The following is an 18034-nucleotide window of genomic DNA, read 5'->3' on the forward strand; positions in this document are numbered from 1 at the left end:
CTCTAATTGTAAGCGTTTAATCACACTTATTCCATACGAGGAAATTACAAAATTAATTTTAGCTATTTGTAGTAAAGTACAAACCCTGGTAATAATGATTTCGATTCATAGTATTATCTATTTCATTCAATATTTCCCATTTCTTCAAACTCCACATTGGTCCAATTAATGAATCTCTTGGTGCATCCCCTGTTAATCTATGAATAACCATATCATCAGGAAGCATAGTAATTGATTTGCATATGATATCAATATATTGTTCTTGAGAAAGAAATTTAAGCTTACCTTGATCATATAATCTTACCATCGGGGTTTCTTTAAGCAAGTGTAGCAAATGAAACTTCACACCATTTACTCCACTATGCGCAATATAATCAACAGTTTTATACATATCTTGTTCCGTTTCACCTGGAAGTCCAAATATACAATGTACAACTATATCAATAGATCTTCGTTTCAATCTCTCAACAGCTTGTTCAAACATCTCGAGCTTGTAGCCCCTATTTATCAACTTTGCTGTATCATCACTAACAGTTTGAAGTCCAAGTTCCACCCAGAGATATACCTTTTTGCTTATTTCCTCTAATAAATCTAGCACTTGCTCATCTAAACAATCCGGTCTAGTGGCAATAGCTATACCAATAACATCTTCTTGCTTTAAAGCTTCTTCATACTTTTCTCTAAGAACCTCAACTGGTGCATAGGTATTTGTGTATGCTTGAAAATAAGCTATATACTTCCCATTCTTCCACTTTTTTTGCATCATATTCTTTATATCATTAAATTGAGATGTTATAGAGAAACATCTGTCTCCAGCAAAATCTCCCGATCCTCTTTCACTACAAAACAGGCAACCGCCCTTACTTATAGTTCCATCCCTATTAGGGCATGTGAATCCCCCATCTAAAGATATTTTAAATATCTTTTCTCCAAACTTTTCTCTTAGAAAATAATTCAAACTATGGTAAGGCTTATTTCCCCACATTTTCATTTGTTCCATATAATCAACCTTTCATAAAAACATAAATAATTTATATCTTCTTATATTCTAACCCTTATTAGTCTTAAACTTCAATTGTTTATTTATGCCTACAAAAAGCCGTTAGTTCTAACTTTCAATACTAGGTAGATTTTATTTGGAACTGGTCTATCTAGAGAATTCCTGTATCGAAACTTAATTTATACTTATTCGAAAATCTCGGATTCTGGGGATTTTCTGTCATATATAAATTAATAGTTGAGTTTGGAACTCTATAAAGATAAACCACTTTGGATCAAAGTGGTTCATCTTTATAACTTATTCATACTAAAAATAATATATAATCTTCAAACATACATAACTTAAGCACTCATAATTTTGCCTGTGTAAATGAACAAAAGTAATATTTTATACCTTATCTATTTTTAATTCCTTAAAATCAAGCTTATACATACCTAATACGTCCTGCCTTACATCAGTTCTACCACTTACACCCTTTACTTCAAAGAACATTTCGGTTTTAGTAAATTTAGAAAATACAAGCTCATATTTGTCTGCAGGAAAAATTTTATCAAAATTAGCTTCAAGCATACTTCCGCTAGCTACACTATAAGCCTTCAATCTATTAGCCACATTATTTTCTAAATACTGAACTGCCATATAATTCTCATCTTGAGAAAACATAATTTTTTGCACTATTCCATTATCATATATATCAACAGCTTTGACCTTTTTAGCTAATGGCTTTTTATCAGGATCTTCCTGCTGTTTTTGATCCTGCCCATCACCACCGCCACTACTACCACTACCACTTTGTGATGATGCTGTAGGCACTGCATCTTCTACTTCTAATATTCCAACAAAAGATCTACTTCCATCCTTTGTAGATATGCCCATACGTTGGCCTGATATAGTGAAATTAATAGCAGTAAACTCTTTAGCTGGTATTTCCTTCTTTAATATATTGGCTTCGTTTGTTTTTGGGTACATATCCTTAGGTAAATCTTTCATAGCAATAACTAATTTAGCTTTTGGCTCATCCTTAGATTTTAACTTAATACTTTCTCCTTCTACAAAGGCTTCCACAAGAGTTTCAGCTTTGACTTCATCTATTTCATATACATCCCCTTGCTGCTTAGACACCTTAATTGAAAAAGTATCTATATCTGCTCTAGGAACTCCTTGCTTCAATCTATTTACTTTAGCTTTTATAATTGCACTTTTACCTGATTGATTTATCTCACTTACTGAAAAATCTACTATAGATAAATCAGTATCTTGAAGTTCCTGGGTTTTATTTGCAAGCTTTGAGCTACATAACTTTCTAGCATTTTCATAATCATTTCTAGAAAGATACTTCATATAATTTTCTGCAACTCTTATAGCTTGCTTTTCATTAACTAGACTATCTGAACTAGATCCACTTGAAGAAGTATTACTTTTTTTGCATCCAACAAATATGGTTGCTATAACTAATATCCATACTACAAACAACCTTCTTTTCTTCATAACTTCCCACTCCTTACTATTATAGATGTAACATATCTAACTAAAACCAATTTTTCCCAGCACCTGAAAATAAACCGCTGAATATTCTCAAGATCACCATAAATTCAATGTCTTTTGTTTCTTCATACATATATACGACTATATATAAAATAGCTTTTCCATTTAAGTAAAAACTATTATATAAATATTCTTCTACCTTTTATGAATAAATAGTGGACAATCTATATATATTTATTATGAATAATATACATGGAGGGATATCGTGAGAAAGGAAGCCTTAAAGGTTTTTCAGGTAGCTGCAGTATTTATAGGCACAATAGTAGGAGCTGGATTAGCTTCTGGAAAAGAGATAACACAATTTTTTACATCTTACGGATATAAAAGTTTCATAGGGATTATTTTTTGTGGGCTGTTTTACATAGCTATGTGTTCCATAATGGCTAAAATCAGTATTAAATTTAATTTAAATTCATATGGAGAAGTTATAAACGTAGTAAGCCCTAACTTTCTCGGAAAAATAACAGGTGTAATAACCACACTTTATTTAATTTCTTCTGCCTCTATAATTTTGGCAGGTAGTGGAGCCTTATTGCACCAATTTTTTGGCATACCAAAAATTTTAGGTACTTTAATAATGGCTACAGCAGCTTTACTAGCTTTGACTAGAGAAACCTCCGGACTAATAGAAGTAAATTCCTTTATAGTACCTTCATTGATATTAGTTATATCAACTATACTAATTCTATATCTAGTGTTCTATAAAGATGTAGTTACTATACCTCACCTTAAAAGTCTTGGTGCCCAAAAAAGCAACTGGTGGCTGTCAACTATACTTTACTCTGGCTATAATATATTGTGCTGTTCAGGTGTTCTTGTGCCTCTAAGTACAGAAATGAAGAAAACCAAGACCATGATACTCGGAATTTCTTTAGGAGCAATAGGCTTAACATTATTATGCATGGCTATAAACCTTATGCTAATGCTGAATCAACCATATATATATCAATACGAAATACCATTATTATATATAACTAATAGATTCGGTAGAGTACTGCAGATAGTTCTCTTATGTATAATATGGTTAGAGATGTTTTCTACTGAAGTATCTGATGTATTTTCAATTTCAAAAACTATAGATAAAGTTCTTAAGATTAAATATGACACTGCTATATTCCTTGTTATTGGACTAGCTATATTAGTTTCTCAAATAGGCTTCACTAACTTGATATCTACCTTATATCCTATGTTCGGTGTATTAAGCTTAATTTTTATAAGCCAATGCATTTACTTTTATGTTCGAAAAATGAGATAACTTTAAGCTTAAAAAACCAGTGGATTTTAACAATCCACTGGTTTCCCTTTACCCTTAATTACAAGTAACATCTACATATACTAAAAACATTTATATTAACTTTATCATTAAATAAGCCTTTTATATTAATGAATGATAAAAATTATTGTTTATGATATTATTTAGACATAATCTTTTAATAACATAACTTTAATATTTTTAAATTTTGCTAGCCTAAGAACATTGTTGAAATTAAATGGTTATGCAGGAGATGCTATATGAGCGAGCCATTAGAATTAAATGATTTTGTCAGATGGAGTGGCTCTAAAAAATTACTAATCGTTCTTTATTAGTGATTTTTTTACGCATCTGCCTTTTCTGAACGTATGTGAAGAAATTCTGGCAGGCGATATATTCTCACTCTTTACTCTTTAGATAAACAACTTTTTTAGTTTCATAATATCTAAAATATGAAAGAATTATAAAAAGTATGGATTTGCAAAGAGTAAAACTGTACTGTTCGAACGAAGTGAGTCTACAGTTTTACCCATGGAATATGAAAAAATCATATTAATTCTTTGCGTAAGCTCATTAAAGCATCGGATGAATGACCATTTAATTTCAACACTGACCTTTAACTACATCTAAAATTTATAAGTTATTATTTGATTATTAAATTAAACCATTTATCAGAGGTGCTTATTTTGAGTTATTTAGACATGCTGAAAAATTGTGAGCTTTGTAATAGAAGATGTAAAGTCGATAGATTAAATGGAAGTATTGGTTTTTGTAGAGCTGATGATAAGATTAAAGTTGCTAGAGCAGCACTTCATTTTTGGGAAGAACCCTGTGTATCTGGCCAAGAAGGTTCCGGTACAGTATTTTTTTCTCATTGTAATCTTAGCTGTGTATTCTGTCAAAATCATGAGATAAGTCAAGAACATATTGGTAAAGAGATAAGTATAGAGAGACTAAGCGAAATATTTTTAGAACTCCAAGAAAAGAATGCTAACAATATAAACTTAGTAACGCCAACCCATTATGTCCCTCAAATAATTGAAGCTTTGCGTATAGCAAAAAATAAAGGATTAACAATACCAATCCTTTATAACACAAATGGATACGATACGTTGGAGACAATAAAGGCGTTAAATGGATATATCGATGTATATCTACCCGATTACAAATACTTCAACGAAAAATATGCATTAAGATATTCTACTGTAAAAGGGTATGTAGAGAACATTAATTCATTGATTGGTGAGATGCTTAACCAGGTTGGTACACCTAGATTTGATGAAAGAGGGATTATTTCTAAAGGTGTGATAGTACGTCATCTTATGCTTCCAGGATTTTTATTTGATAGTAAAAAAGTAATTGATGATATATATAGGACTTTCGGGGATTCCGTATATATAAGTATCATGAATCAATACACCCCTATGCATAAAGCATCTGATTACCCTGAAATAAATAAAACTCTTAATCCAAAACATTATGATTCACTTATTGATTATGCCTTATCTATTGGCGTTAAAAACGGATTCGTCCAAGACTCTGGAACTAGTAGTAAGAGTTTCGTCCCTTCTTTTAAAAATGAGGGAGTTTAACTTTGTTAATTAATCCCTAAATTTATCTTGTTACGGGTTACAAGGTTTCTAACTCAACTTTTAAAATTAGAAGCGCCTCATAATCACCATAAACTGTGACTATGAGGCGCTTAAAACTTAAGTTTATTTAAAGGAACCTATTAAGATATCTCATATATAATTCTGATTAGGTTAAGACTTTTTCTATATATTAATACAGATTTCTTCTTTTATAGGTACATTTATTCTTTTTAATATTGATACAATGATCAAACATACCACACAAATAAACGATATAATCCTAAATAAAAGAAAAATACTAATATGTTCTAAAAGAATTCCTCCTCCTATATTACCAATGAAGTTGCCTATACCACATGCCGCTGCAAAGAAAGTCATAACAGAGGACTTCATTCTCTCTGGAGTAATCTTATTCATATATTGATACGATGATATCAAAAACAATGGATAGGTAATGGATTGCATACCCTGAATCATTATAACAGATATATAAGATGTACTTAATGAATCTAAAAAGTAACGAAGCACATAAAATGCCAGCCCTATCATAAGTAGATTTAGTTCTCCAAACTTATTTAACAACTTGTTTCCTAAAAACAAAGTAGGCAATTCACTTATTGCAAGAACAAACCATAATACACCTAACTTAGAGACATCACCTCCAGTTTTTTGTATTAATACTGTGATATAGCTTCCATTAATACCAAATGCGATATTCACTATTATTACTGAAACTATAAAAACTGAAAATCTATTATCTTTCATAAGTTTCTTAATAGCACTAATATCTACCTTACTATGATGGGATTTACTTTTAAAATCAATACTCCAAACTATGATGGCCCCTAAAAGCATAGTAATGGAAAATAGAACGAAAGAACTATTAATACTTGTATACTTTACTGCCTGTGCAATAGTTAAGGCTGCAACTGCATATCCAACGGATCCCATAAGTCTTACTTTTCCGTATTGAATATCTTTGTTATGCTCTATAATTTCATAGCTATAAGCATCTGACAATGGATTAACTGAGCTTTGAAACATTAATAAAATAATCATGCTCATTAGAATAAAATAGAATCCATTAACAAAGATAAAAAGATATATAATTAAGGAACTAAAAAACATAGTTATCAAAATTGAAGTTCGCTTATTCGAATACTTATCTGTAATCACACCCCAAATGGGTTGTGTTATAACTCCTGTTATCGAATAAACCGCCATAGCAATTCCTATTTGAGTATAACTAAATCCTTTGTTTTGAAAATAATATGTTAAGAAAGGATAAAAACATGCCATTGCTGCAAATTCAAATACATAAAGCAACTTAAGTTTGACGCTTAATATATTAGATTGATTCATATAATCAGCCACCCCTTTGTTAGTATTTCATATAAACAACCTCTAAATAAATGGATGTTATAAATTTCACTTTTTTATATAAGCTCAAAATCTGATATAAAAAGCCTATATTTACTACTGATTTGCTTTTATATTTCCAAGTTAAATTATATAACACTTATACATAAGTACAATGGAAATAATAACGAATTGTATCAATACAGTATAAAACATAAAACCTGATTACAGCTCTTTAATTCTGCAAAAAGATAATAAAAAATAATAGAAATCCCAAAGGACCTCTATTATTTTTTATTATATCTTCTTTGTATATTTTATATATAATTCTATCATATTTATTGATAGAATTATATACTTATTTATAACTTCTAACTTACTTAGCTTCTTCAAACTCAATATTAGCTTTAAATAGATCCCCGTCTATTTGTATATTGAAATTCCCGTTCTGTAGTTCTATTAAACTTTTTGCTATGGCTAATCCTAAGCCAGATCCTTCTGTCTGCCTTGATTGATCTCCTCTTTTAAATCTTTCTAATATTTCCTCAGGATCAATATCCAACTCATATGATGAAATGTTTTTCATTGCAATCTTTAACTTGCCATCCTCATAATTTACTGTTATATAAACTCTAGTTCCTCGTAGAGAATAGTTAAGAATATTATTTATTAGATTTTCGAAAACCCTCCAAAGTTTTTTACCATCAGCCATTATATATATCTTACGCTCTGGATATATTACTCTAAAATCAAGTTCTGTTTTCATTATCTTCTCTTCAAATTCAGCTAAAGTCTGCTTGAGAAGCGATGTTACTTCTACTTTCTCTATATAAATTTCTAAGGATCCACTAGCAGCCTTTGATGCCTCAAATAAATCTTCAATCAACACTTTAAGTCTTTGGGATTTTCTATCAAGAATATCAATATAGTTTCTCATATCTTCCGGAGATGCATTATTCCTCTTTAGTAGGTCCACGTAGTTTATTATAGAAGTTAGTGGAGTCTTTAAATCATGTGAAACATTAGTTATAAGTTCAGTCTTAAGTCTTTCACTTTTAACCTCACTTTCAATAGAACTCTTAAGCCCTGCTTTCATATTATTTATATTATTGGCAAGTTTAGACAAATTCCCTTGACCTCTTATATTAATAGTATAGTTTAAATTTCCATTTGTTATCTTTTCAGCTCCTACTATAATCCTATCTAATATTATAAGTTTCTTAAACACATATGCAGAAACAAACACTGCTAAGGTTATAATTAGAAGTAATATGATGAACCCATATACAAACACCCCATGACTGAATAAAAAACCAACAAATACAGTTAGCGGCAGTATAACAAATACCCCTAAACATATAACTACAATAGCTTTGAAGAATATGCTTCTCATATAAGTAACTTCTTTACCATACTTAACAACCTTTTCTAATAACTCATATGCCTTCCACCATAATGCCTTCTTCACCATCTCTTGCCTTGCTTCTTTATAAAATATAGGTAGTGCAAGTTTTAATAACATAATTAATGTAAGTGCAATGCCTACTATAGCTTCTATTTCTACTAATGATATTACTTCTGATTTTCTGTATGGATAATATGCATAGTAGCTAACCAAAATTGCTATATTTAAAACAATTATAGCTATAACTCCAATTGCTCTAACTTCAAGTGGAAACCTTCTAAAACTTGTTATATTTTCATCTATAAATTTTATACGATATATAAGTACACCTAATGAAATTATAAAAATTGCGAGTGCTACTACAACTACTATAGCCTCATTAATAATTTTCACTTTTAAATTAGAGAAATCTCTATATGCAAAATATATTGCATCCCCTTCAGAAAGTTTTTCATTAACAGACATATATATTGTTAAATCTGAATTACTAACCATATTAACTAGTGAACCGAAATTTCCTGTTCCACTATTATTACTTTTAATATCCACATTACAATCGTATATATTTTTATATAGATTTGATTTTCCGTCTTTGCCATACACTTTCAGGTAAAATCCTGTATTGTCTTTAAAACTAGCCTTTATATTGTTAGGATCATATTGTATATTAGATTTAGTTGTCCCATCATTTCCGTCAATTAATACATATTTGATATTTTTAAAACTCTCTACTCTTTTTCTTATGTCTTTTAAATTCTCCAATCTTTCATCGATAATATCTTTTTTTAAACTGTCTGTACTATTTATTTTTGAATTGTAGTCCTCTTTTAAATCTTGTAGAGCTTTATTAAGTTCTTCCTTTAATTTATCTGCTTCATCAGAAGTAATCTTTGCATTTGCTTCATTAATTCTATTATTGTATTCGTAAGTTAATTTATCTGATTCATCATGTAATTTATTCACTAATTCTTGTCTTTTAGCTTCAATATCATTTGATGATAAATCTTTAGCATATTCCTTACTTTTAATATACTCTTCACTTTTATAATTCTTTGCTAAATCAATAACATCAGAATTAAAACTTCTTACTATCTCCATGAATCCTTTAGTTTTATAAAAACCATCTTTTTCAAGAACCTCTTTATTAGTTACAACATCAACAGAAACAATAAGCACTGTTGCTATTGAAAACATGGCTAATATCAATAAAACTTCTCTTATTAACTTATTTTTGTTTTGCAATCTTATACCCAACTCCCCATACCACCTTTAAATATTTAGGATCCTTAGGGTCAATTTCAATCTTCTCTCTTATTCTCCTAATATGCACCGCTACTGTATTATCAGCATTATAGCTGAACTCGTTCCATACTTTCTCGTATATTTCATCTATTGAAAACACCCTATCTGGACTTGACATTAAAAGATTTAATATCTTATATTCTCTTGGCGTCAACTTGATTTCTTCTCCATCTACTGACACAGTTTTATTTATTCTATTAAGAAACAGACCTCCAGTACTTATTTCATCTTTATCTAAGGCTTCGTAATTTCCTAGTTTTAAATACCTCCTAAGCTGGGATCTTACTCTAGCTATGAGTTCTAAAGGATTAAAAGGTTTTGTCATATAGTCATCAGCTCCCATATTAAGACCCATTATTTTATCAACATCTTCAGACTTAGCTGATAAGATTATAATTGGTATATTTCTTTCTTTCCTTATATCAAAGGTTGCCTTTAAACCATCCAATTTAGGCATCATAACATCCATTACTATTAGGTGAATATCATTGTTCATCAACATATCTAAAGCTTCCATTCCGTCATAAGCTTTAAGAATATTTAATCCTTCATTACTTAAATATATCTCTATAGCATCGGTTATTTCTTTTTCATCGTCAACTACTAAAACATTGTACTTGTCCAATTTTTATCCCCCTATTAATACATTTCTACAATATTATACCATTTAAATCCCCTCCTCATAGCTCTTCTTTAATATTACTCCCTAAATCTTACAAATTACTTATCATATTTCTTAAATTTTTCTTACAAAATAAAAAAGCTCACTGAAGCGACCTTCTTCAGTGAGCTTTTTTAACGCATCTGCCTTTCCGAATGCATATGAGGAAAATTTGGCAGGCGACATAATTTTTATTTTTTACTGTTTATTCTAAATAGCTGTTCTAAGCTCTTGAAATTACTAGGTTTAACTAGGAAAAAGTTTTATACTTTTCTCAACAGTAAAAAACTACCAATAATTTTAATTATTATTGGTAGCAAATTATATTCAAGCTATAGATAAATCACTTCATACAATTTATATTTTCAAATTAAAGTGTTTCATCTTTATTATATATTATACTTAGATAATTCTTTTTTAAATATGTCGATTATACCTTCAATCTTTCTAATGCTATCTATAGTCTTGTCTATTTCTTTTTTATAATCTTCAATACTTGCACTTACAGTCTCTGATGCAGCTGCATTTTCTACTGCTATCGCAGCTAGGGAATCTATGCTCTTAAACATTTCTTGTATAGAATCAGCTTCTCTATTAAGAGCTTCGATAGAACTATTTATAGCCTCTGAAACATCTTGTATCGAGTTCTTAGCTTCAAAACTTATGTCTTTAACATCCTTAAGCGCTGAAGTTTCTTTTTCAAGAACTTTGTATTGGCTATCTATGTTATCAACTAACCCGTTTATATCTGAGGCAAAAACATCTAGATTTTGATTAATTTCTCTAACTGCTCCCTTAGATTGCTCAGCTAGTTTTCTTATAGATTCAGCAACTACAGCAAATCCTCTTCCTTGTTCACCAGCTCTAGCTGCTTCTATAGAAGCATTTAAAGCTAAAAGATTTGTTTGCTCTGATATTCCAGAAACTATTGATACTATACTTGTAATGTCTGATGCTTTTTCTTGAAGTTTTCTTCCACTTTCCTTTACTCCCATGAAGGATTGAAGTGTATCATTTATGTGAGTACTCGCTCTCTCTACATGTTCATAGCTGTCTTCGATTTTTATAACAGCTTTATCTAATTCTGTCTTGTTTCTGTTTTCACTGCTAACTAAAGAGTTTATTTCTTCTATGTTCTTATTAATCTGAGTTAACAAGTTTTCTGTATTTATGTCCTGTTGAGTAGACATCTCTGCAACTTGTCCAGAAAATCCACTGATTTCTTCTGTTGTATATCTCATAGATTCTGTAATCTGGAACATGTCCTTCGAAAACACATTCATCTCATCAGTTACACTATTAAAAGACGTCAGGTCTTGAGACCACATGTCTTTAACATTAGTTATACTATTAAAAATATCCTCAAATATATCATTCGATTGTAACTGTAAATTACTATACTTTCTTTCTGCCATAGCATTAAGTTCATTTATTATAGCTTTCTTAGGCGCAAGCATCATATTTGTAAATAAAGCAGATATGACAGCAGCAACCGCAGCCACTATAATTCCATTAACTGCTCCAGATATGATAATACCTATTATTGCAGTGATTATAAAAGTAGGTATTGCAGATTTCACTCCTATATTTCTTAAAAATCCAAAGGATAGCAATTTATTCAATCTATACTTCTTTTTATTTAATATCTCATACTTAAAAGTTAATTTAAGAGACAACGAAGTTTCTGTCCTTGCTACCTCTTCTATAGATATCTCTTCTCCAAACTTTTTAGCACTACCATTTAGTAATCCTTGAAAGTAATCAAACATACCTCTTGGAGAATTGTATACAAATAAAGCTTGATTTTTACTTACAGGCTCTAATTGAAAAGCTGGAGGTTTAGCTCCAGAAAATTTTCTCATTATTACCGCATGTACATCATTCATTGCCTTTAGAAATGTATATAAATTTAATTTCCTAAAGAAAGCTGGATAATCATTATAAAAAGTCTCTATATTATTTTCACCTAGTATATACCAAAGCTTACCGAGATCCATCTGTTTAGCTTCAGCTATGTACTTTATTACATTACCTATAACCTTATCATCCACATTTTCAAGCGGTGTAAAAATCCTTCCACTATCCCATGTGACATTTGTCATAGCTCTATCTACAACTTCATTACCATAAAGCCTTCTACAGGTTTTAAGCCAAGTAGAAACTACCGTTCCCTTCATAGTACTCCTCCCCCTAACTAATAATAGTTATTCATTAGCTACATTATACTATTATTCTCGTCAAATAAATAGGTTTATTGACAATAATTCTCCAATATCCCTGTTTTTTTATCCTATTCTTAACAATTTTATTAAAAATACAAATAAATGCTAATTATTCATGAAAAGAAAAGTGCAGGCTATATAAAAAAGCCTGCATTTCTCTTTGTCTCTATAAAAAATCATAATTATTAAAACAAATCATCAAAATAATTTACATGAGGTACATCATCGCCTCTGTAAATATTCGATGTTGTTGGTGGGAAAAATATTCTTTCTATACCAGTAACATTTCTTGTATATGTTGAATCTCTTAGTTCAGCAATCTTTGTTACACCAACATACACATCAGATATTTTATACCATGTAGCATAGTCAACTACACCAGTCTGTGGAAGGCTGAATATGCTTTGGAACACTCTAACAGACTCTGCTGTATTAGGTCCATAATCTCCATCTACTGAAAGCTTAGGGATTAATGGATAATTTACGGAAATTCTATTTAAATAAGTTTGAACAGTTCTAACCGGTTCTCCTTTAGACCCAATTTTAAGAGGATACCCTGGATATGAACTAGGAATACCTTTAACTTGTTCTGCTGTTACTAATTCAAGATCTGAACCATAAAAATTGGTTAGTATTTGAAATGGAGTTCTGCCTTCATCCCCAAGATACTTACTTCCCCATTGAGTTAACCAACCTGGACATTGAACATTCTTTCCATCGCAATACTGAGTTAATAACGGTTGTCTTCTGCCAGGTCTTCTAGCATAAGTAGCAAATATTTCATCAGCTATTCTCTCTATATTATCAAATATGTTCCTTCCGTAACTAAATGCGTGGTCAAAAGCTGTAGAACTAGTTATATCAAAATCTTTTCCTTTTCCTCTATACCATTCTGTATAAATCCTATTAAGAGTAAAGGATATTATACAAAACAAGTTAGCCCTAATGGTATTATCAGACCAGGTAGGAAAAATCTCAGAACTAGCAACATTCTTTATATAATCTTTAAATCTTACTTTGTAGTTTGGTGCAGAGGTATCATTAGGCCCTCCCTGATGAACCACCACGAATTCTGGAACTACTGGTTTGCTTAAAACTACTCCACTACTTGGTGGTGGAAGTGGTTTCTCTGGATCTTCTGGAATCTTAGGTGGGAAGTTTCCTACAAGTTTATTAGGTTGTATCAGTATAATATTTTCTCCCTGTCTTGTGTTTGATGTTCCACTCAGATTACATTTCTGGTATGCAACCTTATCCGGATATATTTGACACCCTCTTATAAAAAGCGGTTCAAATCCTGCTCTCTCAACTCTTATATCTGCTAAACTGTAAGGAATTTGGTTATTGGGTGCCTGGGAATACTGCAATGGAGGCGTATCCAATTGTATAACTGGTGACAGCCCGGCTGAGTCAGTACTTAACTGAATAGTTTGAGCACTTGGAGATGCAAACTCTCCAGTAGGAGTGATAGTTATCCTTACTTTATCTACAGGAATGTAATTATCTCCTTGAAAACATTGAATTTTCAAATTTCCCCTAAATGGCATTATATAACTCCTTTTAAATTTTTCTTTACTATAATATGCTTCTAAGAAAGGTTTTGTGAATATGTCGTCTCGAAAACCAACTTATATATCTTTATCTAAGATAATACTATTTTTTAACCTTAGGTATCCTAATTATTAAATTTCCTTTATTGAATTCTATAAACTCATTGTTTTCTCTATAATTATTATCATCATATAACAATTTTTCATTGCTATTTTCGTTGCCTTCCTTTATGCTATCATTTTGTTTATTAAAAGCTTGAACCGAGTCTTCTTTACTATTAATGACACTTCTTATATTATCGAATACACCTTTCATATTTAGCATTCCATAACCCCATTGAGGGTTAGGATATACATCCCCTTCTCTTTTTGTAGCCCCCCTATATAAATAAGTTTTTATATTAGAAGCATACATAGTAGGATCATTCTTCTCAACAACTCCCCACTGCAGAAGTAAAGCACAGCATCCAGCGGTAATTGCCCCTGCTACACTTGATCCAGAGACTGTAACAGTTCCTCCTCCAACATCAGTAGTTAGTGCATTTACACCACCTGCAGCGATATCAGGTTTTATTCTATTGTCTCTCGTATAACCTCTCCCAGATTCTCCTACTGTTGCATTATTATTTTGGTTATAATAAGCTACTGATATTATTCTTCTCGATGTAGATGGAATTGTAAGAGTAGTATATTGATTACCACTTAAAAACTTTGTATCTGGTGCCAATAAATCTTTTTGAAGAAGATAAGCATCGTATCTACCAGTGACCACAAGATCTCCAATTAATCTGAACTGCCATATCCCCTCTTTTATACCTTGTGCTCTAATTACAATTCTTTCATCTCCAGTAGTATTCTCTGGTATAGAGTACTCAATAGACATCCTAGTTCTCTCATATACGAAATTTATTTCGCTGGCTTGTTTCAACTTAGGCGGTATCCTTTGAATAATTTCACCAGAAGGTGATACTATGGATAAAGAAAATTTATCTGGTTTCCCAATCCAAATCTCAAACAGGATATTTCTTTGATCTCTTCCGATCCTTAATTCAATAATACTGCTATCCCCAGTTTTAGCTAATGTTCCAGTTGTATGGGTATCCGATTCAGCTTGATTACCAACAGTGGTAACCACGATAATACCTCTCACTTTCGCCACTTCATCAATATATCTTTCTATAGATGCATTTCCATCATGAGATCCTAAGTTTGTGCCAAGCGGTAAGTATATTACCATTGGTCTTCTAAGGCTTATTGCTAAATTATACAGATATTTTACAGCTAATAAAACATCAACATTACCATACCTTCCAGGAGCCTGACCATATGCAAAATAGTAATCTAAAGAACCTTGAGGGGCCTCCCTAACCTTTACAACAGCCAATGTAGCTCCAGGTGCTGCACCTATAACTTCTGGATTCTTACCTCTTGCAGCTGCAAGTCCCGCCATGTGAGTACCATGCCCTATTTCATCCTTAGAAGGAACTATTGCATATGGATCACTTCCAGCTCTTTTAGCTTTTATTGCACTATTTATTTGCTGTTCTGTGTATTCTGTACCGAAAGGGAACCCTGTTGGTATTCCATTTGGAGTTTGTATAGTTTCATCCCATATCCTCAGTATCCTTGTAGTATCGTCCTCTTTTATAAATTCATCATTTAGATAGTCTATTCCACTGTCTATAATACCAATAATTACTCCTTCTCCATCTAGAGGAAGATAGACATTATTGTGGAATAAAGTAGCATCAGAAGCTTCTACTGGCGATATTGCGGACAAGGTAAATATTCTTCCTGTATCGATATTTATTACTTCTGGTACATTATTTACAATATCATTAATTTTACTTATTGGAGCTACGAGAACAGCATTGTATTCATCCAAAATCAGTACATCAGCATCACCATACTTTTTGATGGCATTTTTTATGTCGCCTTGATACTCTATTGCAAAATATCTATAGTTAGGGTTTAAAAATAAATTGCCATCTGGTCCAGCTATAGCATTACTTATATCTGTAGAACTACTACCATTTTGTGTGCTCTCCATTTGACTACCTTCTTGGCTCATACCAGGTGTAACTTGTAAACTTCCAGTCTGCTGATTTCCTATTGATCCAGTTGCACCAATCGCATTTTGATCTGCATTTTGCCCAATTGCTCCTTGGGGCATACCAGACTGCTGACCTACAAATGTTAAGCCAGTATTCCCTGTTATATTTGAATTGCTTATCTGGCTTCCAGTAGTTTGCTGATTATTCTGGCCTACTACTCCAACTGTGTTTTGTTGCGTAGCCTGAGATTCTACCGATCCTGTAGCAGTTTGTAGATTATTTGGGTTTGCACTTTCCTCGGCATTCTCTTGTCTACTTCCTCCATCTCTCATATAACCTCTCCCTTCGTGCGATGCTCTTAGTAAAGTTAAAGCATCATATGCACATATAGTGCCATATCCCCAACTAGGGTTAGGATAAGCAACATCTGTTCTTTCTCTTTTAGCTGATCTCATAATATAATATTTCAATCTATCACCAAATAGAAAAGGATCATTTCCCTTTACAACGCCCCATTGAAGTAACAGCGCACATATACCAGCCACATGAGGTGATGCCATAGATGTTCCTGTCTTAGAATCAAAACTTCCTCCCTCTACTGGAGCCAATATACCTTCCCCAGGTGCAGATATATCTGGTTTATTAAACGAAACATTTAGGAGTCTTCCCCTACCTGAAAAAGGCGATAAGTTGTTAGTTTTGTAGTCATAACTTCCTACTGATATAGCCGCCTCCACAGTAGCTGGTATTCCTAATGTGTTAAATACATTAGGTTGTAAAAACCTAGTGTTTGGATTTAAGGTCTCAGTAATTGGTAACCATATATCATAAAGCCCTCTATATTGATTTAAAGTTTTTAATGTTATAGTCCATTCACCTGCACTCAAGGATTCTCCTACAGGAACAAGACTTATGGTTATTTCTCCCGCAATGTCAAATGGCCTTGGTCCTGTATTATATACCAGACATCTATTGCCACCAACCGTTGTTTCCTTATATCCTTCACTTAAAATTATTTCACTAGTTCTTATACCAGATGGGGTGGTTAAAACAAGCGATAAATTACTAAGAAGTGGTTTATATAATTGTAATGTTAATGTTGGTTCTCCCTCTGAAACTGAAAGAGATATATTTATCTGCTCTCTAAGTTCTCCACCTACATGATGAGCTGCTTCTCCTTCATTACCTGCTGCTATAACTATAGCTATTCTTTCTAAAGTACAAACTGTCTGTATATACTGTTCAAACAAACTAGTACCATTATGTGCGCCATCATTAGTGCTTAAGCTAATATTTATAACTAAAGGTTTTTTTAGTTCATTTGATCGGTCAATTAAAAATCTTATTCCTCTCATTATTTGAGTACTTAAAGCATAGTTAGCAAATCCATAGCGAGTTGTTCTTACCATTGCTATAGAACTCTCATATGCTACACCGTAGTACTGTCTATCAATATTCCCTCCAGCACAAGCTATACCAGCAACGTGCGTTCCATGGCCTATTGGATCTGTGACATCAACTACAGATAGTGGATTACTTGAGCGCAGAGCTTGATTTATCATATTTCTATCATATACTTTTCCTTGAGCTGTAAGATCATATATATAGTCTATTCTTGTAGTTCCATCCTGGTTTCTGAATGCTGGATGAGTATAATCTATCCCTGTGTCTATAAAACCTACTAGCACACCTGCTCCAGTAACATTATATTCACTATATACTTGCGGAACACATGCCGCTCTGTTACTATTCGCATCTGAGGTGAACAGAACCTTTGGTAATTCTGCGTATTGAACACCTTCTAATTCAGAAATCTTATTAATATCCACAGCCTTAATTGTTACTATACCAAACCCAAACCCTAGATTTTCAAGTTTCCCTCCGATTTTATCCACAGATTGCACAACTTTATCCACATTATCCCCAAATAATACGACAACCTCTATACTACCTTGGTTTATCTTTTCATTCTCCGATATCTTTGATAGTTTTCCTATTAATTCATTTGGTACATTAGCTAATAGGTTAAGTGTTGCGTCAACTTTACCGCTATCTATAGTAAATTCCTCCTAAAAATATCTCCATATACTAA

Annotated in this window: 10 protein-coding genes; 2 read left to right on the forward strand and 8 right to left on the reverse strand. The window is 31.9% G+C overall.

The genetic code is table 11. The features are described from left to right. Window positions 1-58: 58 nt before the first annotated feature. Both mnmL and bsdtw1_RS20680 read right to left on the reverse strand, forming a co-directional pair. Window positions 59-1000, reverse strand: a complete 942-nt coding sequence (mnmL, locus tag bsdtw1_RS20675; RefSeq protein ID WP_371874739.1) for a tRNA modification radical SAM protein MnmL/YtqA — start codon at window positions 998-1000, stop codon at window positions 59-61. 387 nt (window positions 1001-1387) lie between these two features. Further along, window positions 1388-2488 (reverse strand): hypothetical protein, encoded by a 1101-nt coding sequence (locus bsdtw1_RS20680; RefSeq protein WP_183279378.1) that lies wholly within the window; start codon window positions 2486-2488, stop codon window positions 1388-1390. Between the two features lie 262 nt (window positions 2489-2750). Between bsdtw1_RS20680 and bsdtw1_RS20685 the strand changes: the two genes are divergently transcribed. Together bsdtw1_RS20685 and bsdtw1_RS20690 are read left to right on the forward strand one after the other, a co-directional pair. Beyond that, a complete protein-coding gene (locus bsdtw1_RS20685; RefSeq protein ID WP_183279379.1) occupies window positions 2751-3800 on the forward strand; it encodes a YkvI family membrane protein in 1050 nt (349 codons plus the stop codon). A gap of 698 nt (window positions 3801-4498) precedes the next feature. Beyond that, window positions 4499-5389, forward strand: a complete 891-nt coding sequence (locus bsdtw1_RS20690) for a radical SAM protein (RefSeq protein WP_371874764.1) — start codon at window positions 4499-4501, stop codon at window positions 5387-5389. 183 nt (window positions 5390-5572) lie between these two features. Here bsdtw1_RS20690 and bsdtw1_RS20695 read toward each other — a convergent pair whose 3' ends face one another. From bsdtw1_RS20695 to bsdtw1_RS20720, 6 genes are all read right to left on the reverse strand, one after another. After that, the gene (locus tag bsdtw1_RS20695; RefSeq protein WP_183279381.1) at window positions 5573-6751 is read right to left on the reverse strand and encodes an MFS transporter; all 1179 of its coding nucleotides are present in this window, start codon (window positions 6749-6751) and stop codon (window positions 5573-5575) included. Between the two features lie 373 nt (window positions 6752-7124). Next, window positions 7125-9407 (reverse strand): histidine kinase dimerization/phospho-acceptor domain-containing protein, encoded by a 2283-nt coding sequence (locus bsdtw1_RS23565; protein WP_183279382.1) that lies wholly within the window; start codon window positions 9405-9407, stop codon window positions 7125-7127. Next, complete coding sequence (locus bsdtw1_RS20705) at window positions 9379-10080, reverse strand: response regulator transcription factor (protein ID WP_183279383.1); 702 nt, start codon at window positions 10078-10080, stop codon at window positions 9379-9381. The genes bsdtw1_RS23565 and bsdtw1_RS20705 overlap by 29 nt, the downstream gene beginning before the upstream one ends. Window positions 10081-10505: 425 nt before the next feature. After that, complete coding sequence (locus tag bsdtw1_RS20710) at window positions 10506-12293, reverse strand: heme NO-binding domain-containing protein (RefSeq protein WP_183279384.1); 1788 nt, start codon at window positions 12291-12293, stop codon at window positions 10506-10508. A gap of 230 nt (window positions 12294-12523) precedes the next feature. Continuing rightward, window positions 12524-13885, reverse strand: coding sequence for a peptidoglycan-binding domain-containing protein (locus tag bsdtw1_RS20715; RefSeq protein ID WP_183279385.1), 1362 nt, complete (start codon window positions 13883-13885; stop codon window positions 12524-12526). Window positions 13886-13991: 106 nt separating this feature from the next. Beyond that, entirely contained in the window at window positions 13992-17999 is a 4008-nt protein-coding gene (locus bsdtw1_RS20720; protein ID WP_280514173.1) for a S8 family serine peptidase, read from the reverse strand. Window positions 18000-18034: the final 35 nt, after the last annotated feature.

The organism is Clostridium fungisolvens, assembly GCF_014193895.1.
GTDB lineage: Bacteria > Bacillota > Clostridia > Clostridiales > Clostridiaceae > Clostridium_AR > Clostridium_AR fungisolvens.